Annotated in this window: 20 protein-coding genes; 7 read left to right on the forward strand and 13 right to left on the reverse strand. The window is 72.4% G+C overall.

Going from position 1 to position 18,195, the window contains the following annotated elements:
* Window positions 1-8: 8 nt before the first annotated feature.
* Window positions 9-512 carry an NUDIX domain-containing protein gene (locus GTW40_RS09870; RefSeq protein WP_161179783.1) on the forward strand — a complete coding sequence of 168 codons (504 nt, stop codon included), beginning with the start codon at window positions 9-11 and terminating at the stop codon, window positions 510-512.
* Between the two features lie 53 nt (window positions 513-565).
* Window positions 566-703, forward strand: coding sequence for a hypothetical protein (locus tag GTW40_RS32585; RefSeq protein WP_202485662.1), 138 nt, complete (start codon window positions 566-568; stop codon window positions 701-703).
* Between the two features lie 36 nt (window positions 704-739).
* On the opposite strand, the gene GTW40_RS09875 is transcribed toward GTW40_RS32585, so the two are convergent.
* From GTW40_RS09875 to GTW40_RS09890, 4 genes are read right to left on the reverse strand one after another with little or no spacing between them, the layout of a single operon-like run.
* Window positions 740-1,384, reverse strand: coding sequence for a LysE family translocator (locus tag GTW40_RS09875; RefSeq protein ID WP_161179784.1), 645 nt, complete (start codon window positions 1,382-1,384; stop codon window positions 740-742).
* A 36-nt stretch (window positions 1,385-1,420) separates the two neighbouring features.
* Window positions 1,421-1,798, reverse strand: coding sequence for a hypothetical protein (locus GTW40_RS09880; RefSeq protein WP_237525430.1), 378 nt, complete (start codon window positions 1,796-1,798; stop codon window positions 1,421-1,423).
* A 24-nt stretch (window positions 1,799-1,822) separates the two neighbouring features.
* Window positions 1,823-2,008 (reverse strand): DUF397 domain-containing protein, encoded by a 186-nt coding sequence (locus GTW40_RS09885; RefSeq protein WP_161179785.1) that lies wholly within the window; start codon window positions 2,006-2,008, stop codon window positions 1,823-1,825.
* The gene (locus tag GTW40_RS09890; RefSeq protein ID WP_161179786.1) at window positions 2,005-2,817 is read right to left on the reverse strand and encodes a helix-turn-helix transcriptional regulator; all 813 of its coding nucleotides are present in this window, start codon (window positions 2,815-2,817) and stop codon (window positions 2,005-2,007) included. Before GTW40_RS09890 ends, GTW40_RS09885 begins: the two co-directional genes overlap by 4 nt.
* 115 nt (window positions 2,818-2,932) lie before the next feature.
* On the opposite strand from GTW40_RS09890, the gene GTW40_RS09895 reads away from it, so the two are divergent.
* Window positions 2,933-3,346 (forward strand): ATP-binding protein, encoded by a 414-nt coding sequence (locus GTW40_RS09895; protein WP_343245649.1) that lies wholly within the window; start codon window positions 2,933-2,935, stop codon window positions 3,344-3,346.
* Here the strand turns inward: GTW40_RS09895 and GTW40_RS09900 are convergent.
* From GTW40_RS09900 to GTW40_RS09925, 6 genes are all read right to left on the reverse strand, one after another.
* A complete protein-coding gene (locus GTW40_RS09900) occupies window positions 3,339-3,911 on the reverse strand; it encodes a hypothetical protein (protein ID WP_161179787.1) in 573 nt (190 codons plus the stop codon). The genes GTW40_RS09895 and GTW40_RS09900 overlap by 8 nt on opposite strands.
* Before the next feature lie 59 nt (window positions 3,912-3,970).
* On the reverse strand, window positions 3,971-6,556 hold the full coding sequence (locus GTW40_RS09905; protein WP_161179788.1) for a bifunctional FO biosynthesis protein CofGH: 2,586 nt from the start codon (window positions 6,554-6,556) through the stop codon (window positions 3,971-3,973).
* 79 nt (window positions 6,557-6,635) lie between these two features.
* A complete protein-coding gene (locus tag GTW40_RS09910; protein WP_161179789.1) occupies window positions 6,636-7,046 on the reverse strand; it encodes a hypothetical protein in 411 nt (136 codons plus the stop codon).
* Between the two features lie 26 nt (window positions 7,047-7,072).
* A complete protein-coding gene (locus tag GTW40_RS09915; protein WP_161179790.1) occupies window positions 7,073-7,567 on the reverse strand; it encodes a protease inhibitor I42 family protein in 495 nt (164 codons plus the stop codon).
* Window positions 7,568-7,572: 5 nt separating this feature from the next.
* The gene (locus GTW40_RS09920) at window positions 7,573-9,153 is read right to left on the reverse strand and encodes a peptidoglycan-binding protein (protein ID WP_161179791.1); all 1,581 of its coding nucleotides are present in this window, start codon (window positions 9,151-9,153) and stop codon (window positions 7,573-7,575) included.
* 11 nt (window positions 9,154-9,164) lie between these two features.
* Entirely contained in the window at window positions 9,165-9,647 is a 483-nt protein-coding gene (locus GTW40_RS09925) for a hypothetical protein (protein ID WP_161179792.1), read from the reverse strand.
* Between the two features lie 201 nt (window positions 9,648-9,848).
* Here GTW40_RS09925 and GTW40_RS09930 point away from each other — a divergent pair, with 201 nt between their 5' ends.
* Complete coding sequence (locus GTW40_RS09930) at window positions 9,849-12,797, forward strand: BTAD domain-containing putative transcriptional regulator (protein ID WP_161179793.1); 2,949 nt, start codon at window positions 9,849-9,851, stop codon at window positions 12,795-12,797.
* 186 nt (window positions 12,798-12,983) lie between these two features.
* Complete coding sequence (locus GTW40_RS09935; protein ID WP_161179794.1) at window positions 12,984-13,166, forward strand: hypothetical protein; 183 nt, start codon at window positions 12,984-12,986, stop codon at window positions 13,164-13,166.
* Between the two features lie 81 nt (window positions 13,167-13,247).
* Here the strand turns inward: GTW40_RS09935 and GTW40_RS09940 are convergent, their stop codons facing one another.
* A complete protein-coding gene (locus GTW40_RS09940; RefSeq protein ID WP_161179795.1) occupies window positions 13,248-14,318 on the reverse strand; it encodes an endonuclease/exonuclease/phosphatase family protein in 1,071 nt (356 codons plus the stop codon).
* 87 nt (window positions 14,319-14,405) lie between these two features.
* Here GTW40_RS09940 and GTW40_RS09945 point away from each other — a divergent pair, with 87 nt between their 5' ends.
* Window positions 14,406-15,113, forward strand: a complete 708-nt coding sequence (locus GTW40_RS09945; RefSeq protein WP_161179796.1) for a response regulator transcription factor — start codon at window positions 14,406-14,408, stop codon at window positions 15,111-15,113.
* Window positions 15,106-16,206: a HAMP domain-containing sensor histidine kinase gene (locus GTW40_RS09950; RefSeq protein WP_343245650.1), complete on the forward strand. Its 1,101-nt coding sequence runs from the start codon at window positions 15,106-15,108 to the stop codon at window positions 16,204-16,206. The genes GTW40_RS09945 and GTW40_RS09950 overlap by 8 nt, the downstream gene beginning before the upstream one ends.
* Before the next feature lie 12 nt (window positions 16,207-16,218).
* Here GTW40_RS09950 and GTW40_RS09955 read toward each other — a convergent pair whose 3' ends face one another.
* Window positions 16,219-16,845: a hypothetical protein gene (locus GTW40_RS09955; RefSeq protein WP_161179797.1), complete on the reverse strand. Its 627-nt coding sequence runs from the start codon at window positions 16,843-16,845 to the stop codon at window positions 16,219-16,221.
* A gap of 19 nt (window positions 16,846-16,864) precedes the next feature.
* Window positions 16,865-18,195: PQQ-binding-like beta-propeller repeat protein (locus tag GTW40_RS09960; RefSeq protein ID WP_161179798.1), on the reverse strand; the 1,331-nt coding region annotated here is incomplete at its 5' end.

The following is an 18,195-nucleotide window of genomic DNA, read 5'->3' on the forward strand; positions in this document are numbered from 1 at the left end:
GTGAGCACATGTCAGACGATCAGCGCGGCCTCACCGTGAACCGGGGCGTCGAGATCCCGGTCCCCGCCCAAGGTGAGATATGGGCAGTTGGCGCGGTCATCCTCAACCAGAGCGGCAAAGCCTTCGCCCAGAAGCGCAGCCCCCACCGGCGACTCTTCCCCGACTGCTGGGACATCGTCGGCGGCCACGTTGAGCCCGGCGAATCACTCCTGGAGACCCTCGCCCGCGAGGTCGAGGAGGAGACCGGCTGGCACCTGCGCCGCGTCCAACGCCTCCTCGGGATCACCACATGGACCGGCGACGACGGGGACGGAAAGCGGCACGAGGCCGACTACCTCATCGAGATTGACGGCGACCTGGACCATCCCGCCCTGGAATGGTCCAAGCACACCGCCTACGACTGGTTCGGCCTCGACGACCTCCACCGCCTCAAGGAGAACCGGGCTCCCGGCGAATACCTCATCCACGACCTCATCGCCAAGGCCCTACAAGATCGCCCGGACGCGCCCTAGCGGCGGGGCGGGCGGGAGAACAGGGTCGGATGCGAGGGAGCTTCGGAAACCTCGTGGCTGCCGAGTTCGCGCTGTCGGTATCGTCCGCTCTCCCGAGCCTCGACGAGGACTACGCGGTGCGGATCGCGCGGGACTGGAACGTGAAGCACGACAGCGCCGGGGAGGCGGCGAATCCGCTTCACTCGCGGTGACCGGCCGTCCGAGACACCGCGAGGGCGCTTCCAGGATCAGGCCCGCGCATGGGCGGGCACCTCTCGGGCCAGGGTGAGCGCGGCGGCGCCGAGGAGGGTTCCCGTGGTGCGGCGTTGCCACTTGGCCCAGGCCGGGCGGCGCTTGAGGAGGTTGGCGACCGAGCCTGCGGCGAGGATGACCAGGGCGTTCACGGTGAGGCCGACCGCGATCTGGATGGCGCCGAGGGTGAAGCCCTGGGCTGTGGTGTGACCCCGGGCGGGGTCGATGAACTGCGGGATCAGGGCGAGGTAGAGGATCGCGACCTTCGGGTTCAGCAGGTTGGTGATCAGGCCCATCCGCAGCAGCTTCCCGTACGAGTCGCGCTGGAGGTCGCGTGGCTCGAACAGCCCCCTGCCGCCCTGCCTGAGCGTCTGCCAGGCCAGGTAGGCGAGGTAGGCCGCGCCTATGGCCTTGAAGCCGATGTACAGCCACGGTACGGCGACGAAGACCACCGCCAGGCCCACGTTGGCCAACGTCATGTACACCAGGAAGCCCACTCCCGTCCCGACCAGCGAGACGAGCCCGGCCGCGCGGCCCTGGCTCACGCTCCGGGACACCAGGTACACCATGTTCGGGCCCGGCGTGAGCGCCATTCCCAGTTCCACCAGGGCCATTCCGCCGGCTGCCGCCGCTGAGATCATCACACCCGCCACCCTGTCAGCCGCTGCGGTGGCACGTCACGTCGATCGCCCTCGCGTCCGCCCCGGCGAGTCCACCGCGACCCGGACCCGGTACTCGCCCCGGTATCCCAACCGGTGTACGAACCGGGTCACTTGCTCGACATCCCCGACGGCGAAACGGCCGTCGGACAGCAGCAGCGAACCGTCGAAGACCGTCACGAAAGCCGGGTCGGCCCCTTCGAGATCCCCGGCCTGCCGCTGCCCGAAAAGGCGCACCTTGACCAGTCCCGTCTGCGGCCGGACCCGTACCGCCACGTGCGTGTCGCAACTGGCGACGGGGGCGTCTCCCAGGGCGAGGGAGAGGGGTACCCAGTCCGTCGCCCCCAGGTGCGGCACGGCGTGGTTCACGCAGATGTCGACCCCGGCGACCTGCACGTGGGCGTTCCTCTCGGCTGCGTACTAGGCGGAGCGGGCGGCGAAGTGGAGGAACTCGGTCCACGTCGCGGCGGGGACGGCCAGTCTGGCGCCTTCCCTGTTCTTCGAGTCGCGGATGTAGATGGCGACAGGGGTGAGAGCGACTTCCACGCAATCGGGCCCATCGTTGCTGCTGTAGCTACTCTTGAACCACGTCAGCGTGTGGGTCATGTTTCCTCTCCCAGTACTTTCTCGATCAAGGCTTGCGACTCCACGGGGGAGAGCGCCTGCGCGCGGATCATGCCATAACGCATCTCCAAGATCTGCACCTCCTGGGGATCGCTGACCAGGCGGCTGTGGAGCTGGACTTCCAAGTGGCCGACCACGTTGCCCTCCTTGAGCCTCAACAAACGGAACTGCCCCGCCATGCCCGCGTGCTCCTGACAGTTCATGGGCATCACCTGGATTGACACGTGCCGCAACTTGCTCATCTCCAGGAGATGTTCAAGTTGCTGCCGGAGCACCGCCCTGCCTCCGAGCGGCCGCCGCAGCGCTGCCTCCTCCTGCACGAAAGTGAGCAGAGGACGCGGCATCCGTTCGAAGACCGACTTTCGCGCCATGCGGGCGGCCACGAGGCGGTCGATGTCCTCCTCGGTGTACGCGGGGCGCCGCATCTCGTACAGGGCCTGCGCATAAGCCGGAGTCTGCAACAGGCCATGGATGTGAAGCGCGGTGTACGCCCCCATCTCCACGGACTCGTCCTCCAGCTTCTTCAGATCCCGTACGTTCTTCGGATACCGCGCCTTCTCCACGTCGACCTTCATCGCCGACAACTTGCCGCCCGCCCGCGTCACTTCATCAGCCTTGTCGAGCAAGTCCGGCTTGGGGACGCGCCGTCCCCGTTCCACCGAGGCCACCATCTCCCCGCTGTATCCGATGGCGGCACCGAACTCCGGCTGCGTCATCCCCGCCGCTTCCCGCCACGCCCTGATCTGCCGCCCGACCGCACGAAGTACGGCCTCGGCCTCCTCGTCCTCCACCCGGCACCCCTTCTCCGCGTACCAGCCGTACCGTCACCCCAACCACCCGTACAGTCACGCTGCGTACCGTGGTAGTCGCTGTTCAGGGTAGGGACAGGCGGCCACGCTGGGTGATGTGAATCAGAAATCTCAGTTGCGGATCCAGCTGTCCGCCACCCGCAGAGGCGCACGCCTCGCACGGCTGCTCGCCGAGCGTCAACTGGACGAATGGGGGCTGCCGTTCGAGGCGGCCACGCAGATCGTGGCCGAACTCGCGTCCAACGCCGTGCTGCACGGCCGCGTCAGGGGGCGGGACTTCCGGCTGGAGTTGCGGCGGTACGACGACGACACGCTGCGTATCGAGGTCACGGATGCCCGCGGGGACCGGCCCCCGCGGCTTCCGGACCCCGGAACCGAGCTGGCGGAGAACGGCCGGGGGCTGCACATCGTCGCCGCCTACGCGCACCGCTGGGGTGTGGAAGAGGCCCCGGCGGGAGCCAAGACCGTCTGGGCCGAGCTCGCGCCGGAGGCGTCGGCGGGCGTTACTTGACGACCGCCACCCGCGTCCCCGGGTCGCCGAAGGCCCACAGCGCGACACCGTCCTCCTTGTGGAGGCGGATGCCGGTGGTCTGCTTGCCGTTGGCGGGCGGGGGCGAGGAGCCGTCGATGGCGTTGGAGAAGGCGGCGTCACCGGCCGGGGTGTGGGTGAAGTACAGGATGTGCTCGATACCGACCCCGTCGGAGCCGGTGCCGGCGGGCGTGCGGCCGAGGACGGAGTACCGGCCGGGCTGCGGGCCGACCGTGCCCGGCCACACCGTGAACGTGCGAACGGCCTTGCCCGTGGCGTCCACCAGCCACACCCGCTTCTCGCCGAGCGCGTAGACGATCCGGCGGCCCTGCCCGGAAGCCTCCGGGAGCGCGGGCGGGCCGGAGGGTTCCGGGGCGGCGGTGGTCGGGGTCGCGGCGGCGGAGGCCGTCGCCGAGGGGCGCGGTTTCACCACCGCCGCCGTGGGATGCGGGCCGTGCTCGGCCTGGATCGCGAGGGCGATGACGGCGGCGGTCGCGCCCACCGTCAGTCCGGAGACCCAGGCCCACGAGGGCAGTCGGGCAGCCACGGGTACGCATCTCCTCCGCTGTGAGTCCCCCGTCTACATCCGGGGTCGGATCATCGTACTCAGTCCAGGACCGGCAGCAGATCCGGCAGGTGCCCGTCCGAGCTGCGGGCCGCCTTCCGTCGCTCCTCGGAGACCTCGCCGTAGAGGGTCGTACGGGGCTTCGCCGGGCGTCCGGCCGCCTCCGCGACCGCCTCCAGGTCCCGTACGGACTTGTACGAGCCGTAGGAGGAGCCCGCCATGCGGGAGATCGTCTCCTCCATCAGCGTGCCGCCCAGGTCGTTCGCGCCGGAGCGCAGCATCTCGGCCGCGCCCTCGGTGCCGAGCTTCACCCAGCTGGTCTGGATGTTGGGGATCAGCCCGTGGAGGAGGAGCCTGGCCATCGCCGTGACCGCGCGGTTGTCCCGCATGGTCGGACCCGGGCGCGCGATGCCCGCGAGGTAGACCGGCGCGTTGGTGTGGATGAACGGGAGTGTCACGAACTCCGTGAAACCGCCGGTGCGTTGCTGGATTCCGGCCAGCGTGCGGAAGTGGCCGAGCCAGTGCCGGGGCTGGTCCACGTGGCCGTACATCATCGTCGAGGACGAGCGGATGCCCAGCTCGTGCGCCGTGGTGATCACCTCGATCCACGTCGCCGTCGGCAGCTTGCCCTTGGTGAGGACCCAGCGGACCTCGTCGTCCAGGATCTCGGCGGCTGTGCCGGGGACGGAGTCAAGTCCCGCCTCCTTCGCTGCCGTCAGCCACTCGCGGATCGAAAGTCCCGTCCTGGTCGCGCCGTTGACGACCTCCATCGGGGAGAAGGCGTGGATGTGCATCCCGGGGACGCGCTCCTTGACCGCCTTGGCGATGTCGAAGTACGCCGTGCCGGGCAGGTCGGGGTGGATGCCGCCCTGCATGCAGACCTCCACCGCGCCCACGTCCCACGCCTGTTGGGCGCGGTCGGCGACCTGGCTCAGGGAGAGGGTGTAGGCGTCGGCGTCGGTGCGGCGCTGGGCGAAGGCGCAGAAGCGGCAGCCGGTGTAGCAGACGTTGGTGAAGTTGATGTTGCGGGTGACGATGTACGTCACGTCGTCGCCGACCACCGACTTGCGTACGTCGTCGGCCACCTTGCACAGCGCGTCCAGCGCCGGGCCGTCGGCGTGGAGGAGGGCCAGGGCCTCGTCGTCGGTCAGCTTCGTCGGGTCGTCCGCCGCCGTGCGCAGGGCCGCGCGGACGTCCGTGTCGATGCGCTCGGGCACCATGCCGGGGGCGGCCGCCTCGCGCAGCTCGGCCCAGTCGCCGTAGACCTCGTCGAAGTCGTCGCGGCGGTCGGAGGTGCGGCCGTCGGTGTCGATGGTGGTGTGCAGGTCGGTACGGCCGGTCGCGGTGAAGACCTCCTCGGGCTCCTGCCAGGGCAGGCCCTTCGGGAGTACGTCCGGGCGGGCGAGGCCCGTCTCCGGGTCGGCGAGCGCGTCCACGTGCGGGCGCAGCCTCGGGTCCAGCCAGGGCTCTCCCCTGCGGACGAACTCCGGGTACACACACAGCCGTTCACGCAGTTCGAACCCGGCCTTCCGGGAGCGCTCGGTGAGCTGCTCGATCTGGGGCCAGGGGCGTTCGGGGTTGACGTGGTCGATGGTGAGCGGGGAGACGCCGCCCCAGTCGTCGATGCCTGCGCCGATGAGCCGCTCGTACTCGCCGTCGACCAGGTTCGGCGGGGCCTGGAGGCAGGCGGCGGGGCCCATGATGTGCCGGGCGACGGCCACCGTGGCGATCAGCTCGTCCAGTTCGGCGTCCGGCATCCCGCGCATGGCCGTGTCCGGCTTGGCGCGGAAGTTCTGGATGATCAGCTCCTGGACGCCGTGGTAGGCGCGGGAGACCTTGCGCAGCGCGAACAGGGACTCCGCGCGCTCCTCGTACGTCTCCCCGATGCCGATCAGCAGGCCCGAGGTGAAGGGCACGGAGGAGCGGCCCGCGTCCTCCAGCACCCGCAGCCGTACGGCCGGTTCCTTGTCCGGTGAGCCGTAGTGCGGGCCGCCGGGCTCGGACCACAGGCGGGTCGCGGTCGTCTCCAGCATCATGCCCATGCTCGGCGCGACCGGCTTGAGCCGCTGGAAGTCCGTCCAGCTCATGACGCCCGGGTTGAGGTGGGGCAGCAGGCCGGTCTCCTCCAGGATGCGGATGGAGATGGCGCGGACGTAGGCGATCGTGTCGTCGTACCCGTGCGCGTCCAGCCACTCCCGCGCCTCGGGCCAGCGGTCCTCCGGCTTGTCGCCGAGGGTGATGAGGGCTTCCTTGCAGCCGAGCGCGGCGCCCTTGCGGGCGACGTCCAGGACCTCGTCGGGGGACATGAACATCCCGTGTCCGGCGCGGCGCAGCTTGCCGGGGACGGTGACGAAGGTGCAGTAGTGGCACTTGTCGCGGCACAGCCGGGTCAGCGGGATGAACACGCTCTTGGAGTACGTGATGACCCCGGGCCTGCCCGCCTGTTCCAGGCCCGCGTCCCGCACCCGCGCGGCCGACGCGGCGAGGTCCTCCAGCTGCTCCCCGCGCGCCTGGAGCAGCACCGCCGCCTCGGTGACGTCGAGCGCGACGCCGTCCCGGGCTCGTTTGAGGGCGCGACGCATGGAGTTCTCGGTGGGGCCGGTTCCGGGGGTCGCGGAAGTCGTCATTGCATGAGCATACGTTCGGCGGCACGCGGTGCCAGGGGGCGTCTTCGGACGGTGCGTGACCCCAAGTGCCGCTGCCTGCCTACTCCCCGTCCTGCGGCCGGTCCCCGCGCCCCGCTCGGACGTCGCGGCGCATCCCCATGATCTCGGCCACGGCGTCCAGCCAGCGGACGGCGCGTTCCTCGGCCTCGGGTCCGGTGGCGACCTGGGCGGCCGTGTCCAGCCACGCGCGCAGCAGCGCGGACGCCTCGGGGGAGGGCAACGGCTCGGGCAGGTCCGCCGCGTACCGCAGGCCGCCCGCGCGGGCGATGTCGGCGACGAAGGCCACCGCGCGCGGCACCACGCCGAGCCGGTCCAGGCGCACGGCCGCCGCGACGGCGCCGTCCCCGAACAGGGCGGTGCGCAGGGCTTCCTGGGTCAGTCCGTAGCGCAGCAGGGCGGGTACGTCGGTGTCGGCGAGGACCTGGTCGTCGGTGCGGGGTGCGGAGGGCATGGTCGGGGCTTCCGGTCGCGGGCGGATCAGCGGATCGTGATCGTGTAGACGAAGAACGCCGGGCGGTCGTCCGGGGTGCTTGTCGCCGTAGGGAAGGGGCTCACCGAGGCCGTGCCGGTGACGGACGCGCTCGGGAGCGGCTTTCCGGACTCGGTGCCGCTGCGGCAGCTGCCCATGGGGCAGTGCAGCAGCCGTACGGTGGCGCTGCCCTTCTCCAGGGCGGTGAAGTCGAAGTACTGGGTGCCGTCACCGGCGCCGATCAGGCCGCCGCCGCCCTCCTCCTCCGTGCGCTTGCCCCGGTACTTCACCAGCCGGGCGTCCGGCTCCGGTTCGGCCAGGTACCAGTTCTGGCCCAGCTCCGGGTTGGCGGGCACCTTCAGCGTGAACCTGTCCCCCGCGTGCACGGTGAGGGCGCGCTTCTCGGTGCCGTACTCGTCGGCTCCGCCGGAGGAGCCGCAGCCGCTCAGGAGGAGCAGGGCTCCGGCGGCGGCGAGGGAGATCGATGCGCTGCGCTTGGTCACTGTGCTCAGTCCTGCTCGATGTAGACGCGGTTGACGTTGCCCTCGTGGGCGGCCGAGTAGCGGTCGTCGGCGGCCGCGCTGAGGTCGCCCTTGACGAAGTCCTCCTCGCTGACCCAGGTGGTGGTGCCCCAGGGGTTGTAGATCTGGAGCTTGTCCCCCTCCTGGCCGATGATCATCATGCTGTGGCCGTGCCAGTCGCCCTGCTCGTCGGTCCGCTCGATGTTGATGGGCACGGGCTTGCCCTCGGCGACCGACTTCTCGATGTCCGGCAGCACTCCCCGGCGGTCGTCGGCGCCGCCCATGTCGTGGCTCTCGTAGTGGTCGCCGGTGTGCGGGCTCAGCTCCTTGTTGGAGATCTCCACCTGGCCGTCGGAGTCCATACCGTTCGGCGTGCGGTCCCACCACCAGCCGGAGTTGGAGCCGTCGCCCTCCTCGTGCATCCGCAGCTGTTCGTCGGTCAGACGCTTGCGGAAGTGCTCCGGGTCGTCGTCCGTGCCGTCGGGGCCGCCGGTCAGTTCCAGGGCGTACACCGGGTCCACCAGGGCGCGGGCGGTGACCGTGGAGGAGGGCACACAGGTCTCGCCGTCCTGGTCCCACAGCTTGCCGTTGAAGTCCTGGTCCTCCTGGCCCGTCTCCGAGGGGGCGCGGCCCGTGGTCACCGGCGAGAGGTGCTCACGCAGCCACACCGGGTCCTTGCCGTGGATCTTCTTGTCGAAGGTCTCGACCTCGTCGACGGAGTAGCCCGCGGCGAGGCTCTTCATCAGGTACGCCTTCTCCTGCGGCGTGGTGGCCCCGGCGAGGAGCTGGTCCATCCGGGCGCGGTCGGCCGGGGAGAGGGCGTCCATGGCGCGGCCGGAGCGTTCGAGGTCGTTGGCGGTGAGGATCTCGTTCAGCTCGGGGTCACCGCCCGGGTTGCTGGTGTCGGCGAGCATCAGGCGGTCGGCCGCGGTCAGTTGCCCGGTGTGCATCGCTCCGGCGCGCGCTTCGCTGGCCCACTTGTTCAGGTCGCGGGCGGCCGCGCGGGCCGCGTCGTCGGCGGTCACCGCCGCGTCGTGGCGCAGTCCCACACCGGTGGAGGCCAGCGAGCGGGCCTTGGTGCGGGCGGCCTCCTCGCCGTCGTCCTCCCACCAGTCGTCGAAGAAGCCGTCCTTGCCGCCCAGCATCCCGCGCGCCTCGCTCAGCTTGGCGCGGCCGTCGCCGTCGGTGCTCTTCGCCGCCTTGAGCGCGTCGGCGAGTGCCAGCAGCGCCTTGCCGCCGCCTTCGAACGCCTCGGACATGCGCTGGGCGTCCCGTGCGGCGGCGGCCACCACGCCGGAGGCGAGCACGCTGGTCTCGCCGACCCACACCTGGGGCAGGCCGCTGCGGGAGATCCGGTCGGCGCGGTCGTGCAGCTGGGCGGCGTCGTCCGCCTGGTCCCGGTAGCGCTTGGCCAGCGTGTCCAGGGTCGCCTGGTCGCCCACCGGGGCGGAGACCGCGAGGGCGGCGTCGATCGCGTCGATGAGGTCGTTCTTGCTGCCGGCCCCGGCGATGGTGCCGCGCAGGCCGTCGAGCCGCTTGCGACGGTCGGTGGTGTCCTCGGTCGTCATCGCGCGGCCCCTCAGTAACCGGACAGCGCCGAGGGGCGCTCGCCGCGGGTGGGCATGGTCGTCACGTGGTCCGGGCCCGCCGGGGTGGGCATGGTCGTGATGTGGTCCGGGCCCGCCGGGGTGGGCATGGTGGACACGTGGTCCGGGCCCGCCGGGGTGGGCATCGTGGTCAGTCCGGAGGGCCCGGCGTGGACGCTGCGCACACTGGTGTCCACGAGGGCGTCGCTGCCGTCGTACGCGCCCTTGGACAGCCGTACCTTGTCGGCGAGTTCGTGCAGCGCGTCCTCAAGGGTGCGGGCCTCGGCCTCCCAGGCGGCGGCGTACGCGTTGAAGGCGGCGGCCGCGTCGGTGCCGCCGAGGGTGTCGTCCGGATAGCAGAGCGCGGGGGCGACGGCCGTACGGATCCTGCCCGCGTCGTCGCCCGCGCCGTCCAGTTCCTTCGCCTGCCCGGTCAGACCGGACCTGACCGTGTAACCGCCCGAAGACGTGCCCATACCGCTCCCCCGTTCGACACCGCCCGACCGCCGGGCACGCTAACACGGTTCGGACGCACGGGCGTTCCCTCCTCCGCACGGCATGTGGAGGGTTTGTGGAGCCACCCGCGCCGCCTTGTGATCGGCGTCTCGCACGGCTGACGGAAGTGGGTCCAAGAAGGCAAACTGGCCTAGTCGCAGGGATGTCTAGGGGGCGAGCGCATGGACGGTGGGCCGCGAGTGCCTGAGCAGCGGGTCAGCGGCTTCGCCGGGTTGCGGTTCGGGGTGCTCGGGCCGGTGCGGGCGTGGCGGGGCGCGGAGCCGGTGCCGACCGGGTCGCCGCAGCAACGCGCGCTGCTGGCGGCCCTGTTGCTGCGCGAGGGACGCATGGCCACGGCCGCCGAGCTGATCGACGCCCTGTGGGGCAATGAGCCCCCGCCCCAGGCCCTGGCGGCGGTGCGGACGTACGCCTCGCGGCTGCGGAAGGTACTGGACCCCGGGGTGCTGGTGAGCGAGTCCGGCGGCTATGCCGTACGGGGGCTCGGCGACGGCGCGCTCGACCTCACCACCGCGCAGGAGCTGGCCGCTCGGGCCGAAAAGGCGCGCGGGGCCGCCGACTTGGCCGAGGCGTGCAAGGCGCTGCGGCTGGCGCTCGCGCTGTGGGAAGGGGAGCCGCTGGCGGGCGTGCCGGGGCCGTACGCCGAGACACAGCGGGTACGCCTTGAGGAGTGGCGGCTCCAACTCCTGGAGTCGCGGCTCGACATGGACCTGGAACGGGGCGATCACGCCGAGACCGTCTCGGAGTTGACCGCGCTCACGGCGGCGCATCCGCTGCGCGAGCGGTTCCGCGAGCTGCTGATGCTCTCCCTCTACCGCAGCGGCCGCCAGGCCGAGGCACTCGCCGTCTACGCCGACACCCGGCGGCTGCTCGCCGAGGAACTGGGCGTGGACCCGCGCCCCGGACTCAGCGAACTCCAACAGCGCATCCTGCGCGCCGACCCCGCCCTCGCCGGGCCCTCGGCGCCGCCCGCCGAGCCCGCCGTGGTGGCCGTGAAGCCCGCGCAACTGCCTGCTTCCGTAACGGACTTCACCGGGCGCGACGCGTTCGTGGCCGAGCTGAGCGAGGTGCTCGCCTCGGCCTCGGAGGCGGAGGGCCGGGTGATGGCGGTGTCCGCGCTGGCCGGGATCGGCGGCGTCGGCAAGACCACCCTCGCGGTGCACGTCGCCCACCGGGCCCGCGCGGCCTTCCCGGACGGCCAGCTGTACGTCGACCTCCAGGGCGCGGGCCCCCGCCCCGCCGAGCCGGAGACCGTGCTCGGCTCCTTCCTGCGCGCGCTGGGCACCCCGGACCGCTCGATCCCGGAGTCCCCGGAGGAGCGCGCCGCGCTGTACCGCTCGGTGCTCGACGGCCGCCGGGTCCTGGTGCTGCTGGACAACGCCAAGGACGCGGCCCAGGTACGCCCCCTGCTGCCGGGCACCGCGGGCTGCGCGGCGCTGGTGACCGCGCGGGTGCGGATGACCGGTCTCGCCGGGGCCCATCTGGTGGACCTGGACGTGATGTCCCCGGAGGAGGCCCTCGCGCTGTTCACGCGGATCGTGGGCGCCGAGCGGGTCGCCGCCGAGCGCGAGGCCGCCCTCGACGTGGTCGCCGCGTGCGGCTTCCTGCCGCTGGCGATCCGCATCGCCGCCTCCCGGCTCGCGGCCCGCCGCACCTGGACGGTCTCGGTGCTCGCCGCCAAACTGGCCGACGAGCGGCGCAGGCTGGACGAGCTACAGGCCGGGGACCTCGCGGTGAAGGCCACCTTCGAGCTGGGCTACGGCCAGCTGGAGCCCGCCCAGGCGCGCGCGTTCCGGCTGCTCGGCCTCGCCGACGGCCCCGACCTGTCGCTGGCCGCCGCCGCTGCCGTACTGGAGCGGCCGCAGGAGGACACCGAGGACGTGCTGGAGTCCCTGGTGGACACCTCCCTGCTGGAGTCCGCCGCGCCCGGCCGCTACCGCTTCCACGACCTGGTCCGCCTCTACGCCCGCTCCTGCGCCGAGCGCGACGAGACGGCGCCCGGCGAGTGCGCGGCCGCGCTCTCCCGGCTGCTGGACTTCTACCTCGCCACGGCCGCCCGCGTGTACGCCATCGAGCGCCCCGGCGACCGCACGGTGGAGCACCTCGACCCGGCCGCGCACGAGGGGCTGGCCTTCGCCGGACACCGCGACGCACTGGACTGGCTGTACGCGGAGGCGGACCCGCTGCTCGCGTGCGTACGCCAGTCGGCATCCGGGGCGACCCTGCGGCGGGCGGTGGACCTGCTCCTCGCCTGCAAGGACCTCGCCGAATCGGGCGCCAACTCCCACCAGTTCGGGGCGGCCGCCACCGTCGTACGGGACGCGGCCCACGCCGCCGGAGACGCCCGCACGGAGGGCCGGGCACGCACCACGCTCGCCCAAGTCCACATGGCGGCGGGGCGGTTCGGCGAGGCGGAGGCGGAGGCGCAGCGGGCGGTGGAGCTGGCGGCGGACGCCCGCGACCCGTGGATCGACTGCAACGCCCCCAGCGAGCGCGGGATCGTCGCCGCCTACCACCAGCGCAACGAGGAGGCGGAGACCTACCTCCAGCGCACCCTGGACGCCTACCGCGCCGAAGGCAACCTGCCCGGCGAGGCCAGCGCCCTGTGCAATCTGTCCCGGGTGCGGCTCGCGATGGGCCAGGTGGACAGCGCGGTGGAACTGGCGGGGGCGGGCGTCGCCATCTACCGCGACCTGGGCCTCTCCGTCCGTCTGGCGAACGGCAGTTACGCCCTCGGGCTCGCCCTCGCCGAGTCGGGACGGCCGGACGAGGCGGAGTCACGGCTGACGGAGGCGCTGACCATATTCCGGGACAGCCGGCAGCGGCTGTGGGAGGGCATGACACTCTTCCGGCTCGCCGGGGTACGCCTCGCGGCCGGGTGGCCCGCTGCCGCCGCCGCACAGGCCGAGCAGTCGCTTTCGGTGCTGCTGCACGTCGGCGGGGACTGGCGCCGGGCGGGTGTGCTGACCGTGCTCGGCAAGGCGCTGGACGCGCTCGGGGAGTCGGACCGGGCGCGGGCCTGCTGGACGGACGCGCTGGCCGTCTTCGAGCGGCTGGGCTCCCCCGAGGCCGCCGAGCTGCGGAAACTCCTCGCTCCGGCGGCGACGGGCTGACAACGGGGGCCCCGGAGCGCCGCGTTCATCATTCGTTTATCGTGCCCGAGCACTCTCTAGGCAGTCGGCTCGTCGTCACGGGGGACGCACAGGCCGGCTGGGCCCCGGCCCGTCCGGAAGTCCTCGGGGGAGCGGCCGGACGGGCCCACCGTCCCAGCACACCTTCACAGCAACGGAGTCCAGACGATGAGCGACGCCAAGAAGTCCGACACGGTCACTCCGCAGGAGAGCCACATCACGGGTGGGGAGACGGCGGACGCCGCCGAGGTGACCCCGCAGGAGAGCCACATCACCGGCGGCGAGAACGCCGAGGACCTGGCCGACGTCACCACGCTGGAGAGCCACATCACCGGCGGCGACCCGCGCTGAGACTGCTCCACAGGGGGGGAGCACGGGGGACGTGAGGCCGCGGCGGCGCGGATGGGGGGAGCCGTCGCGGCCTTCGTATGTTCACCAGCTGACGCGGGCCGCCACCGGCAGGTGATCGCTTCCGGTGTCCGGCAGCGTCCATGAGCGGTCCGGCCGTACGCCCCTGACGAGGATCTGGTCGATCCGTACCACGGGGAACGCGGCGGGCCAGGTGAAACCGAAGCCGTTCCCGGCCGCGTCCTGGGCCGAGTGGAGCCGCGCGGTGATCCCGGCGAACGCCCGGTCGTCCGTGGTGCCGTTGAAGTCCCCGAGCAGCACCACCCGTTCGCTCGTGTCGGCGGCCAGTTCCTTGCCGAGCGCCCGTGCGCCGATGTCCCGGCTGTCCGTCCAGAAGCCCTTCCTGGGCATGAGCCGCACGGACCCCAGGTGGGCCACGTACACCGTCAGCGGCCCGCGGTCCGTGGTCACGGTGGTGCGCAGCGCCCGGTTGCCGGGCAGCTTCTCGGCGGCCGTCTTGGTGGCCGCCAGCGGGCCGTAGTCCATGATGTCGATCATCCGCGTGCCCGAGAGCGGCAGCGTGCTCCACAGCCCGACCGTGCCCCGCACCACATGGTGCGGATACGCCTTCGCCAGCCCCTTCTCGTACGCTGGTGCCGCCTGCGGGGTCAGCTCCTCCAGGGCGAGCACGTCCGCGCCGGAGGCGGCCAGGTCGCGGGCGGTGGCGGCCGGGTCGGGGTTGCCCGCGCCGACGTTGTGGCTGACCAGGGTGAGGTCGCCGCCCGGGCGGGACTTGTCGGCGAGCAGCCCGCCGAAGAGGCTCAGCCACACGCTGACCGGCAGCAGCAGCGCGACCACCGCCGAGGCCGACCGGCGCCACAGCGCGCCCGCCAGCAGCACCGGGACGAGCAGGCCGCACCACGGCAGGACGTTCTCCAGCAGGCTGCCGAGGCCGCCGACGCCCGGGACGCTCGCGTGCAGCAGCATGAGCAGGCCGAGCAGCAGGGCGACGGCGGCGAGGACCGGGCCGCGCTTCCAGGGCTCCGGCCGGAAGACGGCGCGGGAGACGGCGTGGGAGACGGCGTGGATCGCCCGGTGGAGGCCCGCGCGCCACCGGGCGGCGGCGGGGCTCGGTCCGGGGGTGTTTCGTGTCATGTCACCAGTCAAGGGAGCGTGATGTTGCCGGGGCGTATGCGCTTTTCGATACGCCGCCGATATGCGGTGACTCGTAGCCTTTCTCCCATGCGTGTGCTGATCGTCGAGGACGAGCCCTATCTGGCCGAGGCCATCCGCGACGGCCTGCGTCTGGAGGCGATCGCGGCCGACATCGCCGGGGACGGCGACACCGCCCTGGAACTACTGGGCCTCAACGCCTACGACATCGCCGTCCTCGACCGCGACATCCCGGGGCCCTCCGGTGACGAGGTCGCCCGGCACATCGTCGCCTCCGGCAGCGGGGTGCCGATCCTCATGCTCACCGCCGCCGACCGGCTCGACGACAAGGCCACCGGGTTCGGGCTCGGCGCCGACGACTACCTCACCAAGCCCTTCGAACTCCGGGAACTGGTGCTGCGGCTGCGGGCGTTGGACCGCCGACGCGTCCCTCACCGGCCGCCCGTACGGGAGATCGCGGGGCTGCGGCTCGACCCCTTCCGCAGGGAGGTCCACCGGGACGGCCGCCATGTCGCGCTCACCCGGAAGCAGTTCGCGGTGCTGGAGGTCCTGGTCGCGGCCGAGGGCGGGGTCGTCAGCGCCGAGGAGTTGCTGGAGCGGGCGTGGGACGCGAACGCGGACCCGTTCACCAACGCCGTACGCATCACGGTCTCGGCGCTGCGGAAGCGGCTGGGGGAGCCGTGGGTCATCGCCACGGTGCCGGGGGTCGGGTACCGGATCGACGCGGGCGGGGACGCGGGATCGGGCTCGGCGGACGCGGGAGGCGGGCGTGGCTAGGCCGCCCGGGGTGAGCGTCCGCCTCAAACTCACCCTCAGCTACGCGGGGTTCCTCATGCTCGCGGGGGCGCTGCTGCTCGCGGCCGTGTGGTGGTTCCTGCTGCGGTACGTCCCGGAGCGGGCGCTCATCGTGCCGGGGTCCACGGAGAACCCGACGGTCGGCGACGTCTTCCCGGTCCGCTCCAACCTCCTGCGCGTGTTCGCGCCGAGGGCGTTCGCGGTGCTGGCGTTCCTGCTGGTGTTCGGGCTCGTGGGCGGATGGTTCCTCGCGGGGCGGATGCTCGCGCCGCTGGCCCGCATCACGGAGGCCACCCGGAAGGCCGCGACGGGTTCACTCTCTCATCGGGTCCAACTTCCGGGGCGCCGGGACGAGTTCCGCGAGCTGGCCGACGCCTTCGACACGATGCTCGCGCGGCTCGACGCGCATGTGGCGGAGCAGCGCAGGTTCGCCGCCAACGCCTCGCACGAGTTGCGCACGCCGCTCGCGATCTCGAAGGCCCTCCTCGATGTCGCCCGCACCGATCCGGACCGCGACACCGACGCGCTCCTCGCCCGGCTCAGCGCGGTCAACACCCGGGCGATCGACCTCACCGAGGCGCTGCTGCTGGTCAGTCACGCCGAGCAGCGGACCTTCACCCGCGAACCCGTCGACCTCTCCCTCCTCGCGGAGGAGGCCACGGAGACCCTGCTCCCCCTCGCGGAGCGGCACGGGGTCGCCCTGGAGACCTCGGGCGACATCACGCCCACACTCGGATCACCGGCGCTGCTGCTCCAGTTGACGACGAACCTGGTGCACAACGCGATCGTCCACAACCTGCCCTCCGGCGGCACGGTCTGGGTGACGACCGGCACCGGTCCCGGCACCACCGTGCTCACGGTCGAGAACACCGGCGAGCCGCTCACCCCGGAACTGGTCGCGACGCTCACCGAACCCTTCCGGCGCGGCACCGAGCGCGTCCACACCGACCACGCGGGCGTCGGCCTCGGCCTGGCCATCGTCAGGACCATCACCGAGGCGCACGACGGCACCCTGACCCTGACCCCGCGCCCTGCGGGGGGCCTGCGCATCTCCGTGGAGCTGCCCGCGAGTTGACGCCCCCGGGTGTCAGTCCACCCGCTCGGCGTCCGGCTCAGCCTCGCAGTGGTCCAGGTCCACGTCCACGGCTCCGGCCGGCACCCGCACCCGCGCCTGCGCGCTGTCCCGCGCGGGCACGTCCACCTCGACCCGGCCGACCGCGAGCTCGTCGTCCGAGCTGTTCAGGAAGTGGACGTAAGCGGCGTACCGCATCTCGCGCTTGTTCGGGTTGGTCACCTCCACGGTCGCGTACGGAACCGCGTCCGTCGCACAGCTCAGCACCCGCACCGTCCCGTCCTCGGCCGAGCGTCCGCCACTGCTGGCGGACGAGGTCGGCCGGTGCGTACGCGGGCTGCGATATCCGCCCGAGCCGCTCCCCGAGGAGTCGTCGTCGGTGCTGCCGTAGGAGTCGTCCGGGTCGTACGTCGGGACGAACCCGGTGACGGAGTCGTCGGACGAGTCCCCGGACGAGTCGCCCGACGAACCCCCGGACGAGCTCGTGCTGTCGTGATCCTGCCGGGAGCTGCTGCACCCCCCGCCCCCACCCGAGCCGTGCCCGCTGTGCCCGTGTCCGTGCCCCCGGGAGAATCCCGTGAGCGCCAGCACCGTCAGTGCCAGCACACCCGTCAGCCTGAGTCCGCGCCCCCGTAGTCTCATGCGGTTCACCCTAACGGCGTCACACCGTCCGCGCCGTCCCCGTCCCCTTCTCCGCGTCCAGCGCGTACACGCAGCGGTCCTTGCTGCAGGCGTAGACCACGCCGTCCTTGACGACCAGGGAACCGGTGATCTCGCCGCCGGTGGCGAGTTTCCAGCGGAGGCGGCCGTCGTCGGCCTTGAGGGTGTAGATGAGGGCGTCGGTGGAGCCGAAGTGGATGCGGCCCTCGGCGACGGAGGGGGCGCCGACGACGTCGCCGCCCGCCTGGAAGCGCCACTTGGGGGTGCCGGTCACGGCGTCCAGGGTGTAGAGGCCCTTGCCGCTGCCCACGTGGACGTGGCCGCCCGCGACCAGTACCGGCTCGACGGAGGCGCGGGACTCGGTGGCGATGCGCCAGCGGTCGCGGCCGTCGGCGGCGTCGAGGGCGTAGACCGTGCCGAGGTAGTCGGCGAGGTAGACACCGCCGCCGGTGACCGCGGCGCCGGGGACGAAGGCGGGCGGGGCGAGGAAGACCGCCGGGGCCTCGAAGTGCCAGCGCACGCGTCCCGTGGCCGCCTCGATGGCGAGGACGCGGCTGCCCGCACAGAGGTAGACGTGGCCGTCGTCGGCCGGGGTGAGCCGGACCGGGACACCGCCGCAGGAGGCCGCGTCGCCGACGGGGTAGGACCAGCGCTCCTCGCCGGTGCGGGCCTCCAGGGCGCGCAGCCGGGCGTCCTGCCAGACGTAGACCGTGCCGTCGTGGACGACGGGTCCGGCCTCCGGGGACTCGAAGTCCGTCTGGCAGCCGCTGATCTCCCACAGCTTCTGGCCGCCGGCCGCCTCCCACGCCTGGGCGCCGCCGCCCCGGGTGCCGGTGACGACGGTGCCCCGGTCGGCCTTGAGGGAGTACACCCAGGCGTCCGTGGACAGCCGCCACAGGTCGGTGCCCTCGCGGGCGTCCAGGGCGAACAGGGTGGGCCCGTCGGAGGCGTGGATACGGCCGTCGGCGATGGTCATGGACCAGGCCACGTCGCGCGTCTTGAAGCGGCGGCGGCCGGTGGCCACGTCGAGGGCGTGCACCTCGAAGGAGGTGACGTAGACGAGGTCGCCGTCGACCGAGGGGGTGCCCCACACGTCGTTGGACATGCGGAACCGCCAGGGCCGCCAGCCGATCGTCTCCGGCTCCTGCGCCGGTACGGGCGGTACGGCGGGGTCGGCGCCGAGGACGCCGGGGCGCGGCCGGGACCAGCTGGCGACCAGGCCCGCCTCCGGCGGCGGCGCCTTGACGGCGGCGGCACGGGCGTCGGCGACGCGCGGTCCGGGCCCGATGGGCACCTCGACCCCGGCGAGCCGGACCGGCCCGGTGTCGGGGC

The sequence above is a fragment of the Streptomyces sp. SID4985 genome, from assembly GCF_009863025.1.
Lineage (GTDB): Bacteria > Actinomycetota > Actinomycetes > Streptomycetales > Streptomycetaceae > Streptomyces.